At 36.4% G+C, this 25091-nt stretch carries 26 protein-coding genes; 22 read left to right on the plus strand and 4 right to left on the minus strand.

What is annotated here, in order from left to right:
- Positions 1-143: 143 nt before the first annotated feature.
- From D8M03_RS13850 to D8M03_RS13870, 5 genes are all read left to right on the plus strand, one after another.
- Complete coding sequence (locus D8M03_RS13850) at positions 144-770, plus strand: GIY-YIG nuclease family protein (protein ID WP_121215422.1); 627 nt, start codon at positions 144-146, stop codon at positions 768-770.
- Positions 771-930: 160 nt separating this feature from the next.
- On the plus strand, positions 931-1641 hold the full coding sequence (locus D8M03_RS13855; protein ID WP_121215423.1) for a cytochrome c biogenesis CcdA family protein: 711 nt from the start codon (positions 931-933) through the stop codon (positions 1639-1641).
- Positions 1642-1702: 61 nt separating this feature from the next.
- On the plus strand, positions 1703-2074 hold the full coding sequence (locus D8M03_RS13860) for a response regulator (RefSeq protein WP_121215424.1): 372 nt from the start codon (positions 1703-1705) through the stop codon (positions 2072-2074).
- A gap of 146 nt (positions 2075-2220) precedes the next feature.
- Positions 2221-2712, plus strand: a complete 492-nt coding sequence (locus D8M03_RS13865; RefSeq protein ID WP_121215425.1) for a CcdC family protein — start codon at positions 2221-2223, stop codon at positions 2710-2712.
- A 246-nt stretch (positions 2713-2958) separates the two neighbouring features.
- Entirely contained in the window at positions 2959-3729 is a 771-nt protein-coding gene (locus tag D8M03_RS13870) for an ISL3 family transposase (RefSeq protein ID WP_121215426.1), read from the plus strand.
- 183 nt (positions 3730-3912) lie between these two features.
- Here the strand turns inward: D8M03_RS13870 and D8M03_RS13875 are convergent, their stop codons facing one another.
- Positions 3913-4341 (minus strand): DUF2621 domain-containing protein, encoded by a 429-nt coding sequence (locus D8M03_RS13875; RefSeq protein WP_121215427.1) that lies wholly within the window; start codon positions 4339-4341, stop codon positions 3913-3915.
- 120 nt (positions 4342-4461) lie between these two features.
- Between D8M03_RS13875 and D8M03_RS13880 the strand changes: the two genes are divergently transcribed.
- From D8M03_RS13880 to D8M03_RS13915, 8 genes are all read left to right on the plus strand, one after another.
- Positions 4462-4680 carry a DUF1659 domain-containing protein gene (locus tag D8M03_RS13880; RefSeq protein ID WP_121215428.1) on the plus strand — a complete coding sequence of 73 codons (219 nt, stop codon included), beginning with the start codon at positions 4462-4464 and terminating at the stop codon, positions 4678-4680.
- A 21-nt stretch (positions 4681-4701) separates the two neighbouring features.
- A complete protein-coding gene (locus D8M03_RS13885; RefSeq protein WP_121215429.1) occupies positions 4702-4920 on the plus strand; it encodes a DUF2922 domain-containing protein in 219 nt (72 codons plus the stop codon).
- Between the two features lie 57 nt (positions 4921-4977).
- The gene (locus tag D8M03_RS13890) at positions 4978-5106 is read left to right on the plus strand and encodes a YvrJ family protein (RefSeq protein WP_121215430.1); all 129 of its coding nucleotides are present in this window, start codon (positions 4978-4980) and stop codon (positions 5104-5106) included.
- Positions 5107-5212: 106 nt separating this feature from the next.
- Positions 5213-5821, plus strand: a complete 609-nt coding sequence (locus D8M03_RS13895; RefSeq protein ID WP_121215431.1) for an SCO family protein — start codon at positions 5213-5215, stop codon at positions 5819-5821.
- A gap of 112 nt (positions 5822-5933) precedes the next feature.
- On the plus strand, positions 5934-6359 hold the full coding sequence (locus D8M03_RS13900; RefSeq protein ID WP_121215432.1) for a CBS domain-containing protein: 426 nt from the start codon (positions 5934-5936) through the stop codon (positions 6357-6359).
- A 140-nt stretch (positions 6360-6499) separates the two neighbouring features.
- Complete coding sequence (locus D8M03_RS13905; protein WP_121215433.1) at positions 6500-8062, plus strand: spore germination protein; 1563 nt, start codon at positions 6500-6502, stop codon at positions 8060-8062.
- A complete protein-coding gene (locus D8M03_RS13910) occupies positions 8063-9226 on the plus strand; it encodes a Ger(x)C family spore germination protein (RefSeq protein WP_121215434.1) in 1164 nt (387 codons plus the stop codon).
- A gap of 25 nt (positions 9227-9251) precedes the next feature.
- Complete coding sequence (locus D8M03_RS13915) at positions 9252-10343, plus strand: GerAB/ArcD/ProY family transporter (protein ID WP_121215435.1); 1092 nt, start codon at positions 9252-9254, stop codon at positions 10341-10343.
- A 66-nt stretch (positions 10344-10409) separates the two neighbouring features.
- Here the strand turns inward: D8M03_RS13915 and D8M03_RS13920 are convergent, their stop codons facing one another.
- Both D8M03_RS13920 and mscL read right to left on the minus strand, forming a co-directional pair.
- Positions 10410-11513 (minus strand): methionine biosynthesis PLP-dependent protein, encoded by a 1104-nt coding sequence (locus D8M03_RS13920; protein WP_121215436.1) that lies wholly within the window; start codon positions 11511-11513, stop codon positions 10410-10412.
- Positions 11514-11703: 190 nt separating this feature from the next.
- Entirely contained in the window at positions 11704-12093 is a 390-nt protein-coding gene (gene mscL / locus D8M03_RS13925) for a large conductance mechanosensitive channel protein MscL (protein ID WP_121215437.1), read from the minus strand.
- A 96-nt stretch (positions 12094-12189) separates the two neighbouring features.
- On the opposite strand from mscL, the gene D8M03_RS13930 reads away from it, so the two are divergent.
- On the plus strand, positions 12190-12906 hold the full coding sequence (locus D8M03_RS13930) for a lytic transglycosylase domain-containing protein (RefSeq protein ID WP_121215438.1): 717 nt from the start codon (positions 12190-12192) through the stop codon (positions 12904-12906).
- Between the two features lie 45 nt (positions 12907-12951).
- Here the strand turns inward: D8M03_RS13930 and D8M03_RS13935 are convergent, their stop codons facing one another.
- Positions 12952-13212, minus strand: a complete 261-nt coding sequence (locus tag D8M03_RS13935; protein WP_121215439.1) for a GlsB/YeaQ/YmgE family stress response membrane protein — start codon at positions 13210-13212, stop codon at positions 12952-12954.
- 761 nt (positions 13213-13973) lie between these two features.
- Here D8M03_RS13935 and ilvD point away from each other — a divergent pair.
- From ilvD to leuD, 8 genes are all read left to right on the plus strand, one after another.
- Complete coding sequence (ilvD, locus tag D8M03_RS13945) at positions 13974-15644, plus strand: dihydroxy-acid dehydratase (RefSeq protein WP_121215441.1); 1671 nt, start codon at positions 13974-13976, stop codon at positions 15642-15644.
- A gap of 465 nt (positions 15645-16109) precedes the next feature.
- On the plus strand, positions 16110-17873 hold the full coding sequence (ilvB, locus tag D8M03_RS13950) for a biosynthetic-type acetolactate synthase large subunit (RefSeq protein ID WP_121215442.1): 1764 nt from the start codon (positions 16110-16112) through the stop codon (positions 17871-17873).
- A complete protein-coding gene (gene ilvN, locus D8M03_RS13955) occupies positions 17870-18385 on the plus strand; it encodes an acetolactate synthase small subunit (RefSeq protein WP_121215443.1) in 516 nt (171 codons plus the stop codon). The genes ilvB and ilvN overlap by 4 nt, the downstream gene beginning before the upstream one ends.
- 100 nt (positions 18386-18485) lie before the next feature.
- Positions 18486-19499, plus strand: coding sequence for a ketol-acid reductoisomerase (gene ilvC, locus D8M03_RS13960; RefSeq protein WP_121215444.1), 1014 nt, complete (start codon positions 18486-18488; stop codon positions 19497-19499).
- A complete protein-coding gene (locus D8M03_RS13965; RefSeq protein ID WP_121215445.1) occupies positions 19499-21043 on the plus strand; it encodes a 2-isopropylmalate synthase in 1545 nt (514 codons plus the stop codon). Before ilvC ends, D8M03_RS13965 begins: the two co-directional genes overlap by 1 nt.
- A 123-nt stretch (positions 21044-21166) precedes the next feature.
- Positions 21167-22264, plus strand: a complete 1098-nt coding sequence (leuB, locus tag D8M03_RS13970) for a 3-isopropylmalate dehydrogenase (protein ID WP_121215446.1) — start codon at positions 21167-21169, stop codon at positions 22262-22264.
- A gap of 15 nt (positions 22265-22279) precedes the next feature.
- Entirely contained in the window at positions 22280-23689 is a 1410-nt protein-coding gene (leuC, locus tag D8M03_RS13975) for a 3-isopropylmalate dehydratase large subunit (RefSeq protein ID WP_121215447.1), read from the plus strand.
- Between the two features lie 22 nt (positions 23690-23711).
- A complete protein-coding gene (leuD, locus tag D8M03_RS13980; RefSeq protein ID WP_121215448.1) occupies positions 23712-24302 on the plus strand; it encodes a 3-isopropylmalate dehydratase small subunit in 591 nt (196 codons plus the stop codon).
- Positions 24303-25091: the final 789 nt, after the last annotated feature.

The raw sequence follows: 25091 nt of genomic DNA on the forward strand, positions 1-25091 counted from the left end.
TTTTGTGTGTGGTAACCTCAACTAACACCAAAATCCAGGGGGTGGCAAGTTTTTTTGCGTAAAAGACTATAAAACCAACGATTATTAGCGATTTATATATATAAGTTTTGACAATACGTATAGTAGCAAGGGGGAGCGTACAAATGTACGTAAAATTAGGGGATCGAGAATTTGGCTTTTATAAGCTAGATGTAGAGTTCCTTGAAACGGGGATCAAGGATACTTTTGCAAGATTTGATAAAAAAACGATGCGAGAATTACTTCGCCATCGTAGGTATGAGGGGTTAAAAAGTCAGTTCCAGGGCAAGTATGAACAGTATTTAGACGTACCTGCTGGGCAAGCTTTATACGATTTAAAATACAAAGGGGATTCATTCTACCAACTATTTTTAAATAAATATGGGGATTTAACTTATTCACATTTTGTGGTCACAGGGAATGAAACATTATTAAATAAAACAGGTGTATATACGATTGTAGCGGACGATGAACTTGTATTTACTGGCGTTTGTGCTAATGCCTTTAGACTAAGGTTTAATCAACATATCGGAAACATTTCACCTAAGTGTTGTTTTAAAGATGGAACAGCAACACATTGCCATATTAATTCTAAAATTACAGAGATTTATCCAAAGGCAAAAATACAATTTAAAATATGTCCAATGACGGATTTAAATCAAATGAAGAATTTAAGAAATGCGATTATTAATCGATTCGAACCGATTTGGAATATTCGATATGGAAGGGAAGAATCTTTCGTAGGTATTTAGTAATCTTTTCCACCCAAAACTTAGGAAATATGTTATACTAGAATTAGAATTTCACATTCGCAACACATTTTTGTCAATAAAATTTCACAAGCCAATTCTACACATTGTTTCAATTATTTTGGTACGATGAAGACATTAATTATAAGGAGCTAATATCACCATGAATACAGATATTAATGTCTTTTTAGCTTTAGGTGCAGGCTTTTTAAGTTTTATTTCACCCTGCACACTTCCGCTCTATCCAGCCTTTCTTTCATATATTACAGGCATGAGTTACGACGAGCTGAAAAATGAAAAAGGCATGTTACAGAAAAGAGCAATTTTACATACCTTATTTTTCTTAATTGGGTTTTCAATTATTTTTATTGCGATTGGGTTTGGAACATCAATAGCAAAGGACTTTTTCTTTAATTATCAAGATTTACTCCGTCAAATCGGTTCTATATTAATCGTTGTTTTTGGACTAATGATTGTAGGGCTACTTCAAATTGATTTTTTAATGAAAGATCATAAATTCCAATTCAAAAATCGACCTTCTGGATATTTTGGTTCCTTACTAATTGGGTTAGCGTTTGCAGCTGGTTGGACACCTTGTACAGGACCGATTTTAGGGTCGATTATCTTACTTGCAGGTTCAAATCCTGGTTCAGGTATGATGTATATGCTTGCTTATTATTTTGGTTTTGCAATACCATTCTTCATTCTATCGTTCTTTATTTCAAAATTAGGATGGATACGCAAGCACAGCCAAAAAATTGTTAAAATCGGCGGGTACATTATGATTGCGGTAGGTATTCTATTATTCTTCAATGGATTAGAATACATTACACGTTTCTTATTACCTATCTTTAATGGATTTACTGGATTCTAATCGCAATAAAACATTCATTGATAAGAATAAATGATGCATGTCTTTAAAAGGGGAATGATTGATGCCTAGAGTATTAGTAGTAGATGATACGCTTTTTATGCGAGTAGCGGTTGGAAATATGTTTAAAGAGTGGGGATTTGAAGTTGTAGGAGAAGCAGCAAATGGAAAAGAAGCTGTGGAGCTATATCGAGAACTTCAACCCGATCTTGTAACAATGGATGTTACAATGCCTGTCATGTCTGGGTTAGATGCAGTAAAACAGATAATTCCAGAGTTTCCCGATGCAAACATCATTATGATTACAGCACTCGGGCAACAAAGAATAATCGTTGATGCCATCGAGGCGGGGGCAAAGGATTTTATTACAAAACCTTTTGAACCGAATCAACTTAAAATGGTTGTAAATAATATTCTAGGCATATACGGTATGTAAAAAGTATCCTACTTTCGAAGTTATTCTTCGAAGAGTAGGATTTTTTTAATAAGTTGAAGGCTTAATATGGAATTTATTTTATAAATGAGGTATCATCAATACGTTATTTTATTATAATGTAGAATTGAAAGAGGAGGGGACTTTCGATGATTGCTAATATACCTTCTCATTATTTAATTATCGGTTCAACGGTCATGGCGGTGTTTATGGGTGTATTTGTCATGTTCGTTCGTGTACGTTCCCAAAAGAAACCTGTAAACGCTAAAAAAATATTGATACCTCCATTTGCCATGTCGACTGGGGGGCTCATGTTTATTTTTGAGCAATTTCGAGTTCCACCGATGCAAATATTAGAAGCAGTACTAGCAGGGATAGTTTTTTCATTCGTGTTAATTGCAACATCTAAATTCGAAGTACGAGATAACGAAATTTATATGAAACGGTCCAAAGCATTTTTCTTCATTTTAGTCGGGTTATTAGTAATTCGAGTTTTAGCAAAAGTGATTCTCTCAGACTCCTTTAATGTAGGAGAATTAGGCGGCATGTTTTGGATTCTAGCATTCTCTATGTTATGGCCATGGAGAATTGCCATGTATATTCAATATAAAAAAATAGAGAAAACCCTTGCGATGGTGTGAGGAAAGTAGGGCTGTGCAGTGGAATTGCTGCACAGCCTTTATGCGTAAATGGGGTTTATGAAAAATTGTCATTTCTATTCTAAATAGATCCTCCATCAATTATCAAACTTAACCTTTATATAATTTCGGTTCTATATTAATTGTTGGGGTTTTCCTACAATTTTTGAAAAAGAAAATGCACAACATCATCTATTTTTCTATACTTGAATTGACTAGAAACAAGTAGAAAAAAGTGAGTTGTGCTGTATGAATTTTAACATGGAATTACCAGGATTAAAAGGTGTAAATATTGAGGAAATTATCGAACAAGAAAATCGTATTTTAGTCTATGTTTCGATGCCTCTAAAAGAACATAGTTGCCCAGCATGTGGTGTAAAAACGTTAAAAGTACATGATTATCGAACACGGAAAATTGGTCATCTATCGTTTTGGGGACGTTTAACTAAATTGATGTATAGATGTCGCCGTTATCGATGCACTTGCGGGAAGCGTTTTGCCGAAAAAGCTCCATTTGTCGAGCGTTATCAACGTTTTTCTAAAGAAGTGAATCAAGCGATGATTATTCAATCTGTTCAATCAAAAACTTTTAAAGATGCGGCAATGACACTTGGTACTTCCGTTTCAACAATCATTCGAAGATTTATCAAACAAGTAAAAGCAGCGTTACCAGAAGGATTCCGTTTACCAAAGGCGATTGCCATTGACGAATATAAGTCAGATACAGATGCCGGAAAATATCAGCTTATTATAGCGAATGCGGAAACACATGAACCCATTGATATTCTGCCAAATCGCCGACTCCAAACGATAAAAACATATCTCCAAAAATACGAACAAGATGTGGAAATCGTAGTGATGGATATGAATGGTAGCTTTAAAGCAGCGATCCATCAAGCCTTCGCCAAACCAATTATTGTAGCGGATCGATTCCATTATTGTCGTTATATTCATTGGGCTCTGGATGATGTCCGAAGAAAAGTTCGAAAAGAAATGCATGTAAAATTATTAGTTAAATAATACTATAATTTTGATATTTTTCCCAGTATAAATGTGGTTCAATTCATGTATTTTCTTGATTTATAGAAGTATATGAGGTATTTAAAATACTTTTTTATCATAATAATTCGCTTCTTGTGATGTTTGAAATTAGCAATTAAAAAGGCCCGTCTTTTTTAGACGGACCCGTTTTAAAGTAGTGAGTTACTCAAAATAATGCTCATATGGCGTAACATCAATATTTAATTCATCTAGTTTTTTTCTTAGGAATTTATGATCACGTTTTGGGGTTGCTTGAATATATCCTTTGATAATTATATCGTGATTAATCGCTTTCGCCTTTTCTTTTAAGGCTATTTCACCAATTTTCCCCGCAATTTTCTCCTTTGCCACCTGTCGGAACAATTCTGGCACGGGGCTTACTAGTTCGTTTAACAATTCTTTTTCTTTTTCGCCCCATAAATGGACGGTTTTTTCAATGTATAGATTTTGCCAATCTAAATCGGATCGGCCATCTTGTTTAGGTAATGACTTTAAAAATTTGCGAAACATGAAAAATCCGCCAATGGCCATTAAAGAAACAAGTACGACAACCCAAAAAAGTATAAACCATAAAAACCAACCTTGTAGCAAAACGTTCACCTCATTATGACATACTAACTTCCATTATAAATTGAACGAAAAAAGTTTTCACTAGTAATGTCTCTTTTTGCTTCGAAAAAAGGCATATATCGTTATGAAAGGAGGGAGAAAATGGCAGCATATACTTTTGAGAGTGCTTCTTTAAAACTAGTATTTGAAACAGGGATGGATGAGTTTGGTAAGCCAATTTTTAGTTCGAAAACTTATCAAAACGTGCGTCCCAATGTCCAACCAGAACAACTTTTCGCAGTTGTACAAGCCATTGCCAGTCTTTGTCAGGATCCATTAAACGACATGAAAAGAATTGTTACGGAAACGGTAAATCAATAATTTTAAAGGAGGAGAGTGGCTTTGACACAAGTATTGGAATTAAAATTTGATACGGATAATGGGAAGCAGGTGACGTTATCAATTAATAATCCGAAATCTAATTTAACACCTGCGGAAATTGCTACTGCGATGACAACGGTGATTAATCAAAATGTGTTTCATAAGGATGGCCACGCGTTGACAGCAATCAATCAAGCAAGAATGGTCGCTCGCACTATTACTGAATTTGATTTAGTCTAAAGAAAAGTCGGCAACCGTATTGGTTGCCGACTTTTTATCTAAGAGGAGGGAAAATGGATGGAGGAATGGGTGATGCTCCTTCAAGAGATTGGCTTTCCAATGGTGGTGTCCTTTTATTTGTTACACCGAATTGAATCAAAACTTGAAGCAATTCATACTGCCCTTGTTTCCATTGGGGAAAGATAAGATTGTGAAACTTCACTTCACAAATTTGTTCCAGATGTGTCATCTTCAAAGGTTGTGAAAACGAACCCTTTTCGATAAGATGAAAGAGGAAAAGGGAGTTGACGTAATGAAAAAGATAATGGGACTTATCGGCATACTTGTGATCGCAACCATTCTAGGCGCATGTAGCAATTATAAATTTAAAGCAGATACTGAGTATGAAATTGCCGATTTTACAGTTACGGATCATCGAGGGGAAACCGTAACCCTGGATAGTTTAAAAGGGAAACCTTGGCTTGCCATGTTTATTTTTACGAACTGTACAACGATTTGTCAGCCAATGACTTACAATATGACAGTCATTCAAGAAGAGCTAAAAGAACGGGGTGTGGAAGACTATAATATTGTGGGCTTCTCAGTTGATCCAAAAAGGGACACACCTGAAGTGCTTTCGGAATACTTAAGCCGATATACAGTTCCGGATGAGTCGAAATGGCATTTAGTGACAAACTATGATCAAGCCTGGATTGAACAGTTCGGATTAAATTCGTTTAAAACCATCGTAAAAATGCCGGAAAATGGGGATCAAGTTCTTCATGCTTCGACTTTTTATTTAGTGGATGAAAATGGCGTAGCCGTGAAAAACTATACGGGCTATTCTGAATCAGAAGAAGGCGTACCATTTGATACAATCGCCATTGACATGGAAACGTTAATTGAAGAAAGATTAAAATAATGATGAAAACTGTTAATTAGTATTTTGCTAATTAACAGTTTTTTTATTCGGAATAAAATTCATGAAATTAGCAACAATAAGAGAGATGAATTTGATTGGAGGAATGATGTAAATGAGAACTGTATCTGACATTATGACAAGAAATATTCAAGTATGTACACCACATGATTCATTAACACGAGCTGCGCAAATTATGCGAGACGTTGACTGCGGTTCTGTTCCTGTATGTGAAGGGAAAAAAGTTGTAGGGATTATTACAGACCGTGATATCGTGTTAAACTGCGTAGCAGATGGAAAAGACAGTAACAAAGTACACTGTCATGACGCAATGACAACAGATGTCATTACTTGTGATTCCAATACAGATGTGCATGAATGTGCACGCATAATGGCGCAACACCAAATCCGTCGTATCCCAATTGTGGAAAATGGCGAAATCTGTGGAATCGTTGCAATTGGTGACTTAGCAAAAGAAAACATTTACATCAACGAAGCAGGAGAAGCCTTAAGCGAAATCTCTGAGCCAGGTCATCATTAATCAAGAAAAAAACGAGATTGCATCGTGCATTCTCGTTTTTTTGTATATATAGGGATATTTTAGAAATATATAGATTTCCATATCTGCACATACTAACGATTGTTAGAGCCTTAACAAATAAATTTTCTAGGGTGTAAAAGATGAGCTTTCTAAAAAATAAATCCTTTTTTAGTAAAATGAATAAACCTAAAAAGATAGATGAAGTACAGGTTCATCCATCGCCTACTTTTTCCTTCGATCTTGATCACAATGAAAAACAATTAAAGAAACAATTAGATTTAAGTGAAGATGTTGTATTTCATCATTTTCTTATTTCACTACATACGGGGAATACTTTGAAAGCCATATTAGTTTTAGTAGATGGCATAATCAATGAAGATGCTATTCGTAATAATGTATTAGAACCACTATCAGATGAATCTTTTGAATGTTCTAAAGGAGAATTATTGGAACAAGTAAAGAAAAAGATTTCGATTCAAAATATAAAAAAAGAAAATAATATTGAGAAAGCTATATTCCAAATCCTGAAGGGAAATACTTTACTTTTGATAGATGGTTTTAACGAAGGTTTAATGTTAGTTGCACATGGATATGAGGTTCGTGCAATTGCTGAATCACAGTCTGAACGATCCGTGAGAGGCTCCCATGAAGGCTTTATAGAATCCTTATCGAATAATATTGCACTCATTAGAAGAAGAATACCACATCCCTCATTAAAATTTGAAAAAATGATCGTGGGTGAATATAGTCAAACCGATATTTCAATTGCCTATGTGGAAAGCATTGCAGATCCCAAGTTAGTTGAAAAGGTCAAACAAAGAATCAATGAAATCAAAGTGGATGAAATCAAAAATTCAGGGGAAATTGAACAATTTATTGAAGACCATCCATTTTCCATCTTTCCGACCATTGGCAATACAGAGCGCCCGGATAAAGCGGCAGCATTATTAATGGAAGGTAGAATTATCATTTTAGTAAATGGAGATCCTGTAGGCTTATTCATCCCAGCTTTGTTTTTAGAAAATATAAAAAGTGTAGAAGATTACAGTTCTCGTCCGTATTATAGTTCCTTCATTCGACTGATGCGCTTTATTTCATTTTTAATAAGTATCACTTTACCAGCCTTATATGTGACAGCAATCAATTTCCATAAAGAGATGATCCCTTCAGAAATGATTATTCCAATCATTCAAGCAAGGGAAACCGTTCCATTTCCTTTAACAATGGAAGTGATCATGATGATTTTAATGTTTGAAGTTGTACGAGAAGCGGGTGTTCGATTACCCCAACAGGTTGGTTCAGCATTAAGTATTATTGGTGCCCTGATTCTTGGACAAGTCTCTGTTTCAGCTGGTCTTGTTGGCGCACCCACGATTGTGGTTGTATCGATATCCTACATTTCAGCTTTTATTATTACATCCATAGCCGATGTGACGGCGTTGCTTAGAATCGGATTATTTATTGCTAGTAGTATATTTGGAAGTTATGGATTAATTGTTGCATTGCTAGTTATTTTAACGCATATGACGTCTTTAACCTCATTAGGGGTTCCATACATGGCGCCATTTGCTCCTTTATATTTCAAAGATTGGAAAGATTCACTAATCCGTTTGCCGTTAAGGTGGAAAAAACAACGATTAAAAAGTATACCCAATCAACGTTCGACCAATATAAAAAGCTTACCAAAGACTGGTGATAAATAAATGCGAAGATGTTCATTTATGATTTTAACGCTTCTTTTATTATCAGGCTGTTGGAGTAGTCACGAAATCGATAAATCTGCACTAGTCCATGGAATTGGGTTGGACAAAGCAGAAGACGAATTAATGATCAGTGTGGAAATTATCAAACCAACTGGATCAAATGAACAGGGGAGTTTAGGAGGGGGAAATGTACAAACGATTGTTTTAGAAAAAAAAGCGGATTCATTAATATCTGGAGCTCGTGGATTAATACAAGATGCAAAGCGACGCCTCTATTTTAATCATGCGCGGGCATGGCTCATCAGCGAAGAATTAGCAAAGCAAGATTTTATTAGACTTCTTGACGAAGGAAGACGGAACCAAATGTTTCGTTTAAATAGTAATATTTTTATTACTAAGACGAATCCAATCGATATCTTAAGTACTTCTACGCTTTATGAAAATCTTTCGTCAGCAGAAATAATTTCGGCATTGGAACAAATGGAGTATAACCCTGAATTTACTTCTGTAAAAATATTTGAGTTTTTTAAGTTGTTGGAGGGACCCGTTCCGAATGCGTATTTGCCAATCATTCAAACAAAAGAACAAAACGATAAACTCATTACCTCAATCGAAGGTACGGCTGTGATTAATACGAACAAAATGGTTGGAAGACTTGATACAAAGGAAACAGTTGGACTAAATATTCTGTTGAACAAAGCAAAAGGTGGAACTACAACAGTAACTTGGAATGATCAAGATAAAGTATCCATAGAGGTCAACAAATCGAACACAGAAATCCTTCCAACCTTACAGGGAAAACACCTTAAGGCAAAAGTAAAAGTAGATGTTGAAGGTAACTTGGCTGATAATATGACGACATCAAATATCGATGAAGAATGGATCAGTAAGGTTGAAAAGTTATTTTCTAAGCATATTGAAGATATCGTGCAACAAACCTTAAAAAAGCTACAGGAAGAATTAAAAACGGATATTTCGGGAGTAGGGATTGAAACCTATCGAAAATATCCTAAGGAATGGAAGACAATACAAGCCGAATGGAATGAGATTTTTTCTACTGCAGAAATTAGCGTTGATGTCCATACTACGATTACGCATAAAGGTCTGATCAATAAAAGTGTAGAAAGAGATCATAAAAAACCTAAATACCCTTTCCAAAGATGAGGTAAAACGAAGGAGATTATAAAATATGCTAACGAAATGGGAGACCCTCTTTTTATTAATAATGACGCTTCCGATTATGGGGCATGTCGTCATCCTCCCATTAATGCTTGATGTGGCTGGGAGAGATAGCTGGATCTCTATCCTTATATCTCTGCCAGTAGCATTTTTGATTGCTATCGCTATTTATCGGTTACGTGTTAAGTATCCAAAAGGAGAAATTTCCGATATATTTCGAAGTATATTAGGGAAATTTTTCGGAACAGTGCTCACAATAGTTTTCATTTTCTATTTTTTATTTTTAACCATTTTCTCTTTTGTTTTGGTTATTGACTTTATCTACATTTCATTTTTGCCAGAAACACCACGATGGGCGTTGATGGTTTGGTTTTTAATTGCATTTGTCTATGCAGCCATAAAGGGAATCAAAAGAATTGCTTTAACTGCAGGTATTTTATCCATCATTGCCATGATTTCTGGACATACTGTTACATTTTTGGATACTCGAATGAAAGAATGGAGTCAGCTTCTTCCTATGTTTGAATTTGGATTAGAACCAATTATATGGGGAGCATTGCTACTAATTAGTATTTGGAATGAATTATTGCTTCTTTTATGTGTTCCTATCCAAAATATTCGTGAAAAGGGAATGTTTTTATTATGGAGTATAGGCATCTTATTAAACGCATTAATGATGTTTTCAACCATGACTGGGAGTATTACGATTTTCGGATTAGGTCAGGCTGATAATTTTATCTATCCCGCATTAGAGGCGGTGCGAATTGTTAGTTTAGGTTTTGTAGACCGCTTTGATATCTATGGTTTACTTTTAATGGCGTTAGGCTCTTATATACGATGTAGTCTTTATTTTCGAATTGCGTATGATCTAACAACGACAAAGATCACCTCTAAATGGGGGAAAGGAAGTTGGTTCACAGGATTTGTTTTGGTGGTATTTTTTAGTACCTTTTACTTATCCAGTGATTATTTTCGAATTGAACAATTGTATGCGATCTACGCATATATGATCATCCTTCTGCCAATTCCTTTTATTTTATTAAGCATCCACTCATTTAAGAAAAGATCTACTCGCAAAAATGAGGTCAGACAAAAAGGATAGATGTGCACAGGTATAACACCTTGTACATCTATCCTATTAATTAAGCCTTATGATAATAGGTATTGATTAAAACTCTTTTCGCAACTGATCAAATACTTGTTGTAAATCTGCAATAATATCTTCTGCTTCTTCGATACCAACAGAGAAACGTAGAAGGCGGTCGTCTACACCCCGAGCAATACGTTCTTCATATGGTATATCTGCGTGTGTTTGTGTTGCAGGGTACGTAATGAAGCTTTCTACGCCACCTAGACTTTCAGCAAATGTGATTAATTGCATTTTTTGTAAGAATGGGTCTACCATATTCGGATCTTTCACGCGGAAAGAAAGCATACCACCTTTACCTGTATATAATACATCTGTCACAAGTGGTTCACTTTCAAGATACGCAGCAACTTTTTTCGCGTTTGCATCGTGTTGTTTTAAACGTAAATGTAATGTTTTTAACCCTCGAATAACTAACCAGCTATCCATTGGTGAAAGCACTAAGCCCATGCCATTATGGTTAAATGCTAATTTATCACTTAATTCTTGTCCTTTTGCAATTACAAGGCCAGCTAATACATCGTTATGACCTGCAATATATTTTGTTGCACTGTGAAGAACGATATCCGCACCATGTTCAATTGGACGTTGGAAATAAGGTGTATAGAACGTGTTATCCACAATATAAAGTAGATTATGTTTTTTACAAATATCATTGAATTGGTCTAGATCGAATTCTAGCATTAATGGATTTGTAGGAGTTTCTAAGAATATTGCTTTCGTATTTTCATTGACTAAGCCATCAATATCTTCTGGTTTTGAAAAATAAACAGGGTTGATATTGTATACTTCGCTAAAGGATTTTAATAGACGATATGTACCACCATAAATATCATCAGGAACAATAATTTCATCGCCTGGTTTAAATAAAGATAGAACTAGTTGTACTGCAGCCATACCTGAACTACACGCAAAGCCTGCATCGCCATTTTCTAAATCGGCAATCCCTTTTTCTAAAATTTCGCGCGTTGGGTTTTTTGTACGTGTATAATCGTAACCCGTAGATTGTCCAATTCCAGCATGTTTGTAAGCTGTAGACATATAAATTGGAGGATTTACTGCACCTGTTTTTGGATCGCTTAAATTTCCTAATTGAACTAATTTCGTTTCAATAGCTTTTGTCAATAGTCTCACTCTTTCTCTCGTATAATACAATGTGCCGAAACATATTGAATGATTCGATTATTTATACAATTTAACATGTTAATTTAGTGAAAACAACACTAGAAAAGGGGAAAAGTGAACATTCCAATAAAATAAGTCTCTTAAAAATAAATAAAAAGCGCTTAATCACGAAGATTAAACACTTTTTCCTTTAAGATTGTTGATTTTTTAGTAGATCACGAATTTCTTTTAAAAGTTCTTCTTTTGTATCAATTTCTGGAGCAGGTTCAGCTGCAGCAACTTCTTCTTTCTTTTTACGATTTAATTTAGTTAAGATTCGTAATGCCATAAAAATAGAGAAGGAAATAATTAAGAAATCAATAATTGATTGTAAAAATACGCCTAATTTTAAACTATCTTCTGGACCGAATACGAAACTTTTCGTTAAATCGATTCCACCTGTAAGCATACCGACAAGAGGCATAATTATATTTTCTACTAGGGAAGTAACGATGCTACCGAATGCGCCACCAATAACAACCGCAATAGCTAAATCTAGTATATTACCTTTCATCGCAAACTCTTTAAAATCTTTCCACATCTAATTTCACTCCTTGATGTATAATTAATTAGTATAAAACTTTATGGTATTGATAACTATGATACCTTGTAACTATTTTAGACTTAGGTGGAAAAAATGGCAAAAAAGAAGCAAAAAAAACCTCTCATTAGTCCTGGGGTGAAATTATTTTTAATTCTATTATTAATCCCTGCATCGATTACGATTTATTTCTTTGCCTTTTTAGCTTGGCAAGAATTAAAAAGTCTCCCGTTTATTAGCGACCTTGTGCAAAGTGAAATGGATATGGTGCAGGAAAATTTAGATTTGAAAATACCTGAAGAATATATCCCAATATATATGGCAGCAGAAGAGAAATATGGTGTTCCTTGGACATTACTTGCAGCGCATCACCGTATTGAAACAAGATTTTCAACAATGAAGACACTTGTTTCTCCAGTAGGTGCTGAAGGGCATATGCAATTTATGCCGTGTACCTTTGTCGGTTGGGGTCATCCAACGTGTAGTGGTTTGGGAGAAGGAGAAATACCTGAGGAAGAAAAAACAAACCCGAAAATCATTAAAAAATATGGCGGATATGGGGTAGATGCCAATCAAGACGGCATTGCAGATCCTTATGATATTGAAGATGCCATTTTTAGTGCGGCCAATTACTTAGCAAAAGCAGGTGTGTCCAAAGGGGAATTGAAGAAAGCAATTTATAACTACAATCACAGCGAAGAGTATGTGGATGATATTTTGTATTACTACCATTTATACGAAGATGTTAGTGATGAATTAGAACAATTAATCCTCGCAACCGACGAATCAAAAACGATTGATGAAGTAAAATAAAAGAAATCAACACCTTGAAAAAGGCACGTTGATTTCTTTTTACTTTTATGAAGTTGATTTTTTCATTGATCGCATCACAAGACTTACGATAAAGATTAAAGCGATTGCTCCAAGAAGGGCAGGGAAGACATAGAAATCAGAAACTTGCCAGCCCCAGTTCCCAAGAATCGCACTTCCAATCCAAGATCCAATAATCCCTGCAATAATATTCCCAATAATACCACCAGGAACATCTCTACCAATAATGACACCGGCTAACCAACCGAGGATCCCACCGATGATTAAATACCAAATAAAACTCATCATAATTGCTCAACTCCTTTTTAGATGACTAAAAAATGTGAAACAACATTACACTTCGTAATATGTACAGATTTGAAAAAATAATGCATGGATGCGGAAAACTCCATCCTACAATAAAAAATTCACAAAAATTTCAAAATTATTTGCAATTTGAATGAAATTGTCATATAATTGACACAAGTTAGAAAAAATATTTAGATGGGGTGGTTAATATGGATAGAATTTTAATGAAAAAATTAGATAAGCAAGGTTTAATGTTCGCTTTACTTCATACGGTTATCCTCCTAAACCTCTCCGTAGAATTAATATTTGTTAAATAATCTAGTAAACTATAAATAAGAGTGTAGGCAAATCATTTAGTGATTTTGCCTACACTTTTTGTATTTACAACCTTATGTAGCGTTATGAAATTATTGTGAAATACCATTAAATTCTGCATTTCCCTTTTTCTTGAAGATGGATATCGATAAATTTAAAATTCGAAAAATTTTCAAAAAAATCAATTGAAACAGAATATTTCGCGTAATTTCGAGAAAGAAAACGATTTCAATGATGATGAATTTTTTAAATTGTTTAAATAATTCAAAAAATACTGTTGACGAGTGTACCGATTTTGTACTATGATGACAACAATTTAATACAACGTTTGCTGAATACAGCGAACACAATCACGTTACCTCTTACTGAAGTACAGTGATTATAAAAATTGTTTTATTATCTACTAACATAGTATCAACATAGTAGAACTGAGGGGCGTTTCAATTATGAGAAGTGATATGATTAAAGTAGGAGTTGATCGTGCTCCTCACCGTAGTCTTCTATACGCTACGGGAAAAGTAAAAGCGAAAGATTTAGGAAAACCATTTATCGGAGTATGTAACTCATACATTGATATCATTCCTGGACACGTGCATTTAAGAGAATTTGCAGATGTAGTTAAAGAAGCAATTATCGAAGCAGGTGGGATTCCATTCGAATTCAATACAATTGGTGTTGACGATGGGATTGCAATGGGTCACATTGGTATGCGTTATTCATTACCAAGCCGTGAGTTAATTGCAGACTCAGCTGAAACAGTTATTAATGCACACTGGTTTGACGGAGTATTTTACATTCCAAACTGCGATAAAATTACACCAGGTATGTTAATGGCTGCTGTACGTACAAACGTACCATCTATCTTCGTATCAGGTGGACCAATGGAAGCAGGGACATCTTCTACAGGTAAACAACTTTCGTTAACATCTGTATTTGAAGGTGTAGGAGCTCACAAATCAGGTCAAATGTCTGCTGAAGAGCTATTAGATATTGAAAACAATGCATGCCCAACATGTGGTTCTTGTTCAGGTATGTTCACAGCAAACTCAATGAACTGTTTAATGGAAATGCTAGGTGTAGCTTTACCAGGTAACGGAACAATCGTTGCAACAAGTGAACAACGTCACGAACTAATTCGTGAAGCTGCAAGACAATTAGTACGCATGATTAAAGAAGATATTAAACCACGCGATATCATTACAAAAGAAGCAATTGACGATGCTTTTGCACTTGATATGGCAATGGGTGGTTCAACAAATACAGTTTTACATACTCTAGCCATTGCTAATGAAGCAGGTATCGAGTATAACTTAGAAGATATAAACAAGGTTGCTGCTAGAGTTCCATATTTAGCAAAAATTATGCCAGCATCAGATATCTCAATGGATGATATTAACCGTGCTGGGGGAGTAAGTTCTATTATCAACGAACTTACAAAAATCCCTGGAGCAATTCATCCAGACCGTATCACAGTTGCAGGCGTAACAATGGGCGAACTTGTTAAAGAATATGAAATTACAAATGACAAAGTAATTCGCACAAAAGATAACCCATATAGCCCAGTTGGTGGTTTATCCGTATTATTCGGAAATATCGCACCTGAAGGCTCAGTTATCAAAGTAGGTGCTGTTGATCCTTCTATCAAAACATTTATCGGTGAAGCAATTGTCTTTGATTCACAAGACGAAGCACAAGCTGCGATCGATAACGGTACTGTTAGAGAAGGTCACGTAGTTGTTATTCGCTACGAAGGTCCAAAAGGTGGTCCTGGTATGCCAGAAATGCTTGCACCAACTTCTGCAATTATGGGTCGTGGTTTAGGAACAAAAGTTGCTTTAATCACAGACGGTCGTTTTAGTGGTGCATCTCGTGGTATTTCTATCGGTCATATTTCACCAGAAGCTGCTGAAGGTGGTCCAATTGCTTTAGTCGAAAATGGCGATACAATCGTAATCGACTTACCAAATAGAACAATCAATCTTGAAGTTTCTGATGAAGTTCTTAACGAACGTCGAAAAAACTTAAAAACATTCGAACCAAAAATTAAAACAGGATGGTTAGCAAGATATTCTAAATTGGTAACTAACGCTTCTAAAGGCGGAATTATGAAAATATAATTACTATTCACAAAATGATATAAAAGTGTTATAATTGTCATATAAATATTAAAAGTTTGAAAATATAAATCGATGATGAGGTTAAAGGTTATAGAGCCTTGTATCTACCAGAGAGTCGGTGTTGCTGGAAGCCGATGATACAACTATATCCGACATCCCCTCGGAGTGAGCTATTAAACGCGTATTTGCAATTAGATAGCTCCGGGCATTATTCGGTGCTCGTTACTAATGAATAGTGTATCTATTTTAGTTGCACATTAAATATTCGTACTATTTGAAATGTTTAATGTAAAATAGATAATTCCCACTATTCGCGAGGTAGCTTATTTTGCTACGAACAAGGGTGGTACCATGAAAGTCTTTTCATCCCTACGCGAAAGGTCTTCTTTTGCGTTGGATAAAAAGGCTTTTTTATTTTATATAATTTGAACATCACCTAAAGGAAAATTAGGGAGGAGTAATAAAATGTCTGCGAATGTACCGACAAGTGTAAAAGTAGATGCAACTGAAAATGTGCAGCCAGAAGAAAAAATGAAACCGAGAAATGGTTCAGATATATTAGTTCAAGCACTTCATGATCAAGGTGTAGATATCGTATTCGGTTATCCAGGTGGTGCAGTACTGAACGTCTATGATGCGATGTACAGAAACCCAATCCGACATATTTTAACTAGACATGAACAAGGTGCAATACACGCTGCAGAAGGGTATGCACGTGTATTAAATAAACCAGGCGTAGTAATCGCAACAAGTGGTCCTGGAGCTACAAACTTAGTAACAGGTATTACAGATGCAATGATTGACTCAATCCCATTAGTAATCTTTACTGGTCAAGTTGCTTCTAACTTAATAGGAACAGACGCATTCCAAGAAGCAGACATTATGGGGATTACTACACCTATTACAAAACATAACTATCAAGTGCAAGATGTAAACGATATTCCTCGTATCGTAAAAGAAGCGTTCCATATTGCAAATACAGGTCGTAAAGGTCCAGTATTAATTGACTTCCCGAAAAATGTTTCAGCTTCTATATTCGATGAGGAGCTAGCACAGCAAAGTAGAGAGAAAGAAATCTACTTACCAGGATATCAACCAAATACAAAACCAAATTACTTACAAATTCAAAAAGCCATTACTGCAATTTCAAATGCAGAAAAACCATTAATCTTAGCTGGTGCTGGTGTATTATTTGCAGAAGCATGCGACGAATTATCTGAATTTGTAGAAAAATACAAAATCCCAGTGGTTAACACGTTATTAGGTCTTGGAAGTATCCATGGAGAGCATGAACTAAATTACGGTATGGCTGGTATGCACGGTGCCGTAGTTGCAAACGATGCAATTCAAAAATGTGATCTTCTAATTAATATCGGAGCACGTTTTGATGATCGTTTAACAGGGGATACTTCAAGATTTGCGCCGAACGCGAGCGTAATTCATATCGATATCGATCCAGCTGAGATTGGTAAAAACATTCCAACTGATATCCCAATCGTAGCGGATGCGAAAGAAGCATTAAAATCTCTTCTTAAAAAAGAGTTCCAAGCACCGGACACAACTGCTTGGATTGATTACTTAAACCAAAAGAAAGTCGACTTCCCATTCTGGATTCAGGAAGACGAAAATGAAATCTTACCGCAACAAGCGCTTGAAATGATTCATACAATTACAAATGGTGATGCAGTTGTGACAACAGACGTTGGTCAACACCAAATGTGGGCGGCGCAATATTACCGTCAAAACTTTAGTCATCAATGGGTAACTTCAGGTGGACTTGGTACAATGGGCTTCGGTTTCCCAGCAGCAATTGGTGCACAATTTGCAAAACCTGATAAAAAAGTTATCTCAATTTGTGGAGATGCTGGTTTCCAAATGACGAATCAGGAACTTGCATTATTAAAAGAATTCAACCTACCAGTAAAAGTTGTCATCTTAAACAACCAAGCGTTAGGTATGGTTCGTCAATGGCAAGAACTGTTCTATGAAGGACGTTATTCACAAAGTTTAATGCCAGTACAACCTGACTTTGTAAAACTTGCTGAAGCATACGGTATTAAAGGCTTCCGCATTAACACGATTGATGAAGCAAGAGCAATTTTTGAAGAAGCATTAAATTCAGATGAGCCAGTAGTAATTGATTGTCGAGTTAAACAATTAGAAAATGTTTATCCGATGGTAGCAGCTGGTAAAGCATTAGATGAAATGGTAGGGGTGAAGAAACCTTGAAACGTGTCATTACAGTAACTGTAATTAACCAAAGTGGTGTTTTAAACCGAGTAACTGGTTTACTTATGAAACGCCAATTCAATATTGAATCAATTACTGTTGGTCATACAGAACAAGCAAATATTTCAAAAATGACTTTTGTCGTGAATGTAGCAGATGAAGTGAAACTAGAACAACTAGTAAAACAATTATCGAAGCAAATTGACGTACTAAAAGTTACTGATATTACTGAAAAGTCGATTGTGTTGCGTGAACTCGCACTTGTAAAAGTTGTATCACCAGCAAACTTACGACTTGAAATGAATGCAATTGTTGAACCATTTAGACCACAAATTGTTGATACATCTAAAAATGTAGTAACGTATCAAGTTGTTGGTCACCCAGACAAAATTGATGCTTTCATTGAACTCATTAAACCATACGGAATTAAAGAATTAACTCGTACAGGTGTAACTGCAACAGTTCGTGAAACACAACCTTTAGACACACCGCAACTTTCTATTCTTAAGTAAGCTTTACTTACAGGTAGTTAGTATATATTAGCTAGCACGTAAAATTACATGCGTGCTAAGCTCCAAAATAATTTGAACACATTCTTAGGAGGAAATTACAATGGCAAAAATGTACTATGAAAACGAAATTAACGAGGCAGCATTAAAAGGTAAAAAAATCGCAATCATCGGTTACGGATCTCAAGGTCACGCACACGCTCTAAACTTAAAAGAATCTGGTTTTGACGTAGTAGTAGGTGTACGTCCTGGTAAATCTTTCGACCAAGCTAAAGAAGATGGTGTAGATGTAAAAACTGTTGCTGAAGCAGCTGCTGAAGCAGATGTAATCCAAATCTTACTTCCAGACGAAAGACAAAAAGCAGTTTACGAAGCAGAAATCGCTCCACATTTAACAACTGGTAAAGCGTTAATGTTCGCTCACGGTTTCAACATTCACTTCGGTCAAATCGTACCACCAGCTGATGTTGACGTATTCTTAGTGGCACCAAAAGGCCCAGGACACTTAGTTCGTCGTCAATTCCAAGAAGGTGCAGGCGTACCAGGATTATTCGCAATTCACCAAGATGCTACTGGTCAAGCTCGTGATTTAGCTTTAGCTTACGGTAAAGGTATCGGTTCAGCTCGTGGTGGTTTACTTGAAACTACATTCGCTGAAGAAACTGTAACTGACTTATTCGGTGAGCAAGCAGTACTTTGCGGTGGTGCAACTGCATTAGTAAAAGCTGGTTTCGAAACTTTAGTAGAAGCTGGTTACCAACCAGAATTAGCATACTTCGAAACATTACACGAATTAAAATTAATCGTTGACTTAATGTTCGAAGGCGGTATGGAAACAATGCGTTACTCAGTATCAGATACTGCTGAGTGGGGAGACTATGTAACTGGTCCACGTATCGTAACTCCAGAAGTTAAAGAAAACATGAAAGCTGTATTAAAAGACATCCAAGACGGTACATTCGCAAAAGACTGGATCAAAGAAAACGAAACTGGCCGTCCACGTTATACACAATATAAAGAAGAAGGCGCTAACCACCAAATTGAGGAAGTGGGTCGCAAACTTCGCGCAATGATGCCATTCATTCAAGAAGGCAAGAAAAAAGTGGTGATTAAATAGTGAGAAAAATTGATATTTTTGATACGACGCTTCGTGATGGAGAACAATCTGCTGGTATTAACTTAAATACTGCCGAGAAAATCGAGATTGCAAAGCAACTAGAACGCCTTGGCGTAACAATTATTGAAGCAGGATTCCCTGCTTCAAGCCCTGGTGATTTCGAAGCAGTAAATCGTATCGCTGGAACAGTGAAAAATTCAATCGTTACAGGTCTTGCTCGCTGTGTCCAAAAAGATATCGATACAACTTGGGAAGCACTTAAAGTTGCTGAACAACCTCATATTCACGTATTCCTAGCGACTAGTCCAATTCACATGGAATACAAATTAAAAAAATCGCCGGATGAAGTAGTAGAGCAAGCGGTTGAAGCGGTAAAATACGCGAAAAAATTCTTCCCACTTGTACAATGGTCTGCTGAAGATGGATTCCGTTCTGATTGTGACTTCTTAGTACGTATCATTAGTGAAGTAATCGCTGCTGGAGCAACAACAATTAACGTTCCAGATACAGTAGGATATGCTTCACCTCAAGAATATGGTCAACTATTCACATTCTTACGTGAAAATGTACGTGGTGCAGATAAAGTGAAATTCTCTGCTCACTGTCATGATGACTTAGGTATGGCTGTTGCGAACTCAATTGCAGCAATCCAACATGGTGCAGATCAAGTTGAATGTACAATTAACGGAATTGGTGAACGTGCTGGTAACGCTTCATTAGAAGAAATCGGTGTGGCAATGCACATTCGCAAAGACATTTACCAAGTAGAAACTGGGTTAAATTTAAAAGAAATTAAACGTACTTCTCAACTAGTAAGCCGTTTAACAGGTGTGGTAATCCAACCAAACAAAGCAGTTGTAGGGAAAAATGCATTTGCACACGAATCTGGTATTCACCAAGATGGCGTGTTAAAACATAAAGAAACGTACGAAATTATTTCACCAGAATTAATCGGTGAAGAAGAAGTTCCTTTAGTATTAGGAAAACACTCTGGTCGTGCAGCATTCCGTGATCGTGCTATCACAATGGGCTTCGATTTATCGGATGATAAGCTAAACAAAGCATTCCAAGAGTTCAAAAAGTTAGCTGACCGTAAAAAAGAAATTACAGAAGAAGATTTAATGACACTTCTTACAGAACAACAAGTATCAATTGAAGATGTGCCATTATATGAATTAAAATCTGTTCAAGTTTCTTACGGTACAGAAAACATCCCAACAGCTACTGCATCTGTAATTACTCCAGAAGGCGCAGTGAAAACATTAGCGGCAACTGGTTCAGGTTCAGTAGAAGCAATCTTCAATACATTAGAACAATTAGTAAACGCGAAAGTAAATATTTTAGATTTCCGAGTGAAATCAGTTGGTAAAGGTCGCGATGCTTTAGGTGAAGCGGTAATCAACTTACGTTATAACGGCTTTACATCTACTGGTCGTGATGCAGCACAGGACGTTCTTGAAGCGACAGCAAAAGCATACTTAAATGCAATTAACCGTCATTTAATTCAAGAAAGCATCCGTGCAAAACAACCAACAGAAGTTTAATTGTCAATTGTAAATTGATAAACGAAGCGCCATCAAATGTTTAGACGTTTGATGGCATTTCTTTAAAAGATAACCATAAATCTCGAAATCAAGTTTATTCAATAGAGAAAGGTGTTTTTGCAGGTGGAAAAGAAAATTACAGTACTTCCTGGTGACGGCATTGGCCCTGAAGTTGTAGCGGCTGCAGTACGTGTGTTAAAAGTAATCGGAAAAAGATATAATCACGATTTCCAATTAGGATATGCTGCTATTGGTGGGGCGGCAATCGATCAATTCAACAATCCACTTCCAGATGAAACAATTGCAATGTGTGAACAAAGTGATGCAGTTCTTTTAGGAGCGGTTGGCGGTCCGAAATGGGATAACAACCCTGCAGAATTACGCCCTGAACTTGGCTTATTAAAAATTCGTAAAACATTTGATTTATTCGCAAACCTACGTCCAGTAAAAGCATTCCCATCCCTTTTAGATTCTTCACCTTTAAAACGTGAAGTCGCTGAAAATGTTGATTTAATGATCGTTCGTGAATTAACAGGTGGAATTTACTTTGGAGAGAAAAAACGTGATAATGAAGAAGCAAGCGATTTAAACATTTACACTCGTCGTGAAATCGAACGTATTGTAGAAAATGCTTTCGAACTTGCTCGCTTACGTCGCGGAAAATTATGTTCTGTTGATAAAGCAAATGTTTTAGAAACTTCAAGATTATGGCGTCAAATCGTAGAAGAAAAGAAAGAACTATATCCAGATGTTGTGGTAGAACACAATCTAGTAGACTCTGTTGCAATGAAATTAATCACAAACCCAGGTCACTATGATGTAGTCGTAACAGACAATATGTTCGGGGATATTTTAAGTGATGAAGCTTCGGTTATTACAGGTTCTTTAGGTGTACTTCCTTCAGCATCAATCCGTAGCGATAGTTTCGGTTTATACGAGCCAGTCCATGGTTCAGCACCAGAAATTGCAGGACAAGGAATTGCAAACCCAGCTGCAACAATTTTATCTGTAGCAATGATGCTTCAATATTCATTCGGAATGAAAGAAGAAGCGGCAGAAATCGAACGTGCAGTAAATACAGTATTTGAAGATGGTTACTTCACTGCTGACTTAGTGAAAGATGGCGGCCGTGCTCTAACAACTGATGAATTTACAGATAAAGTAATTGCAGAAATCGATACAAGTTTTGTAGCAGACAGTATTATGGAATCATATATTTAAGGATTGGTGAAGATTATGGCAAAGAATATTATTGAAAAGGTTTGGGATTCACATGTTGTTTACCAAGAAGAGGGGAAACCTGATCTACTATATATCGATCTTCATTTAATTCATGAAGTAACATCTCCTCAAGCGTTTGAGGGATTACGTTTAGCAGGTCGTAAAGTTCGTCGCCCTGATCTATGTTTTGCAACAATGGATCATAACGTACCAACAAAAAATTTACCAACAATTAATGACCCAATTGCGAAAAAGCAAATTAATACATTAGCTGATAATGCAAAAGAATTTGGTATCCAACTTGCAGATATCGGTCATCCAGATCAAGGGATTGTTCACGTAATCGGTCCAGAACTTGGTTTAACACAACCAGGGAAAACAATCGTTTGTGGTGACTCACATACATCAACTCACGGTGCCTTTGGTGCATTAGCATTTGGTATTGGTACTTCTGAGGTTGAACACGTACTTTCTACACAAACATTATGGCAAAACAAACCAAAAACAATGGAAATTCGTGTAAACGGTAAACTTGGTGTTGGTGTTGCAGCAAAAGATATCATTTTAGCAATCATTGCTAAATGGGGTATCGGTGTAGGTACTGGTCATATCATTGAATTTACAGGTGAAGCAATCCGCAATCTTTCAATGGAAGAGCGTATGACAATTTGTAACATGTCAATCGAAGCAGGGGCAAAAGCCGGTCTTATTTCTCCAGACGAAACAACAGTTGAATTCATTCGTGGTCGTCGTTTTGCACCAAAAGAAGATAAATTTGAAGAAGCTGCAGCTTACTGGTTAAGCTTAGCATCTGATGAAGGCTGCTCTTATGATGTAGTATTAGAAATCGATGCAGAAGAAATCGAACCAATCGTAACTTGGGGCACAAACCCATCAATGGGTACAGGTGTATCTAAAACAGTTCCAACTGCAGCAGATTATGAAAATGAATCGGATAAACAAGCATTGAAAAAAGCTCTTGCTTACATGGATTTAGAAGAAGGTCAACCAATTACTTCGATTGAAATCCAACACGTATTTATCGGTTCTTGTACAAATTCACGTCTATCCGATTTACGTACAGCAGCAAGCATTGTAGAAGGTAAAAAATTACATCCAGGTGTTCGTGGTATTGTCGTTCCAGGTTCATATTCTACTAAAGCAGCTGCAGAAGCAGAAGGGTTAGATAAAATCTTTAAAGATGCGGGATTCGAATGGCGTGAATCAGGATGTTCTGCTTGCTTAGGTATGAATGAAGACATCATTCCATCTGGTGAACGTTGTGCTTCTACATCAAACCGTAACTTTGAAGGACGTCAAGGTGCAGGAGCTCGCACGCACTTAGTAAGTCCAGCAATGGCGGCAGCTGCTGCAATTGAAGGTCGTTTCGTAGACGTTCGTAAATATGTAAAACAAGAAGCGTAAGTCTAGCAAGGAGGACATAAACATGCAACCAATTAATATAGTAAATAGTGTCATTGCACCATTAGATCGTAAAAATGTTGATACGGACCAAATTATTTCTAAAGAATTTTTAAAACGTATCGAACGTACAGGTTTTGGTGAATTTTTATTCTACCACTGGCGTTTTGACGAACAAGGAAACGAGAATCCAGATTTCGTATTAAACAAACCAGAATATAAAGGTTCTGAAATTTTAGTAGCACAAGATAACTTCGGTTGTGGTTCTTCTCGTGAGCACGCACCATGGGCAATCTTAGACTACGGTTTCCGCGTAGTGATCGCACCAAGCTTTGCTGATATTTTCCACAACAACTGTTTCAAAAACGGAATTTTACCAATCCGTTTAACAGAAGAAGAGTGCGATGAAATTTTAGCAAAAGGTTTAGAAAAGCCTTATAACGTAGAAGTAAACTTAGAAGCACAAACAGTAACAGGGGAAGACGGAAAAGTATACAACTTCAACATCGACCCATATTACAAAGAAATGCTACTAAATGGCTGGGATGAAATTGCGTTAACGTTCAAATACGAAGACCACATCGCAGCATACGAAGCAAAAAGAATCGCGTTCTAATTAGAAAAGCGGAGCGCGTTCGTTCAGCCGTGACAGAAACTGGAGACTTCTGACAAGTGTGCCCGCACACGCAGAAAGAAGTCGAAGTTTCCAAACGGCTAACGCGCGGAGCTAGACAATTCGAAAAGCGTAAGTGGCTCGCCCAGCTACGAAAAAAACTGGAGACTTCTGACAAGTGTGCCCGCACACGCAGAAGAGAGTTGAAGTTTTCGAGTAGCTAGCCGCTGAAGCTGGACAATTCGAAAAGCGGAGCGCGTTCATTCAGCCGTGACAGAAACTGGAGACTTCTGACAAGTGTGCTTGCATACGCAGAAAAGGAGTTGAAGTTTCCGAACGGCTAACGCGCGGAGCTAGATAATTCGAAAAGCGTAAGCGGAGAATTGCTAAAGCTTTACATATTAAAGTCATCTAATTTCAAAAAATTAGATGGCTTTTTCTTTTTGTCAACGATTGAAAAAAATTTCGACTTGCGATTTGGAAGAGGTAATTTTACATAATAGAAAATTGTTGATTATAGTGGTAGTGGAGGGTGAAGCTGAAGTTATTTGCAATAGAAAAGGAGTTGTCTGAAAAGTCAATTTGAGACAGCTTCTTTGCGACGAGGATAGTGACAACCACCGCAGGAACAATAATTCATAAGAGATATTTATCAAGAAAGAAAAGAGGTGTTGTGTATTGCATAATAAAAGTGCAGACTAGTGCAACGAATTTGTACAGAGTCTAGCACTTTTTTAGTGCAAAAAAATAGACTTGCCAGCCACCCCAAGTCACTCTACTGTTAAAGTGTCG

The organism is Ureibacillus endophyticus, assembly GCF_003628435.1.
GTDB classification, from domain to species: Bacteria; Bacillota; Bacilli; order Bacillales_A; family Planococcaceae; genus Ureibacillus; species Ureibacillus endophyticus.

Bases quoted from the DNA above. Each gene is read 5' to 3' on its own strand.
- D8M03_RS13870 (WP_121215426.1), top strand. From the start codon at position 2,959: ATGAATTTTAACATGGAATTACCAGGATTAAAAGGTGTAAATATTGAG.
- D8M03_RS13880 (WP_121215428.1), top strand. From the start codon at position 4,462: ATGGCAGCATATACTTTTGAGAGTGCTTCTTTAAAACTAGTATTTGAA.
- leuD (WP_121215448.1), top strand. From the start codon at position 23,712: ATGCAACCAATTAATATAGTAAATAGTGTCATTGCACCATTAGATCGT.
- leuC (WP_121215447.1), top strand. From the start codon at position 22,280: ATGGCAAAGAATATTATTGAAAAGGTTTGGGATTCACATGTTGTTTAC.
- D8M03_RS13855 (WP_121215423.1), top strand. From the start codon at position 931: ATGAATACAGATATTAATGTCTTTTTAGCTTTAGGTGCAGGCTTTTTA.
- D8M03_RS13905 (WP_121215433.1), top strand. From the start codon at position 6,500: ATGAGCTTTCTAAAAAATAAATCCTTTTTTAGTAAAATGAATAAACCT.
- D8M03_RS13900 (WP_121215432.1), top strand. From the start codon at position 5,934: ATGAGAACTGTATCTGACATTATGACAAGAAATATTCAAGTATGTACA.
- mscL (WP_121215437.1), bottom strand. From the start codon at position 12,093: ATGTGGAAAGATTTTAAAGAGTTTGCGATGAAAGGTAATATACTAGAT.
- D8M03_RS13915 (WP_121215435.1), top strand. From the start codon at position 9,252: ATGCTAACGAAATGGGAGACCCTCTTTTTATTAATAATGACGCTTCCG.
- ilvD (WP_121215441.1), top strand. From the start codon at position 13,974: ATGAGAAGTGATATGATTAAAGTAGGAGTTGATCGTGCTCCTCACCGT.
- D8M03_RS13860 (WP_121215424.1), top strand. From the start codon at position 1,703: ATGCCTAGAGTATTAGTAGTAGATGATACGCTTTTTATGCGAGTAGCG.
- ilvB (WP_121215442.1), top strand. From the start codon at position 16,110: ATGTCTGCGAATGTACCGACAAGTGTAAAAGTAGATGCAACTGAAAAT.
- D8M03_RS13895 (WP_121215431.1), top strand. From the start codon at position 5,213: ATGAAAAAGATAATGGGACTTATCGGCATACTTGTGATCGCAACCATT.
- D8M03_RS13865 (WP_121215425.1), top strand. From the start codon at position 2,221: ATGATTGCTAATATACCTTCTCATTATTTAATTATCGGTTCAACGGTC.
- D8M03_RS13935 (WP_121215439.1), bottom strand. From the start codon at position 13,212: ATGATGAGTTTTATTTGGTATTTAATCATCGGTGGGATCCTCGGTTGG.
- ilvC (WP_121215444.1), top strand. From the start codon at position 18,486: ATGGCAAAAATGTACTATGAAAACGAAATTAACGAGGCAGCATTAAAA.
- D8M03_RS13930 (WP_121215438.1), top strand. From the start codon at position 12,190: ATGGCAAAAAAGAAGCAAAAAAAACCTCTCATTAGTCCTGGGGTGAAA.
- D8M03_RS13850 (WP_121215422.1), top strand. From the start codon at position 144: ATGTACGTAAAATTAGGGGATCGAGAATTTGGCTTTTATAAGCTAGAT.
- D8M03_RS13890 (WP_121215430.1), top strand. From the start codon at position 4,978: ATGGAGGAATGGGTGATGCTCCTTCAAGAGATTGGCTTTCCAATGGTG.
- D8M03_RS13910 (WP_121215434.1), top strand. From the start codon at position 8,063: ATGCGAAGATGTTCATTTATGATTTTAACGCTTCTTTTATTATCAGGC.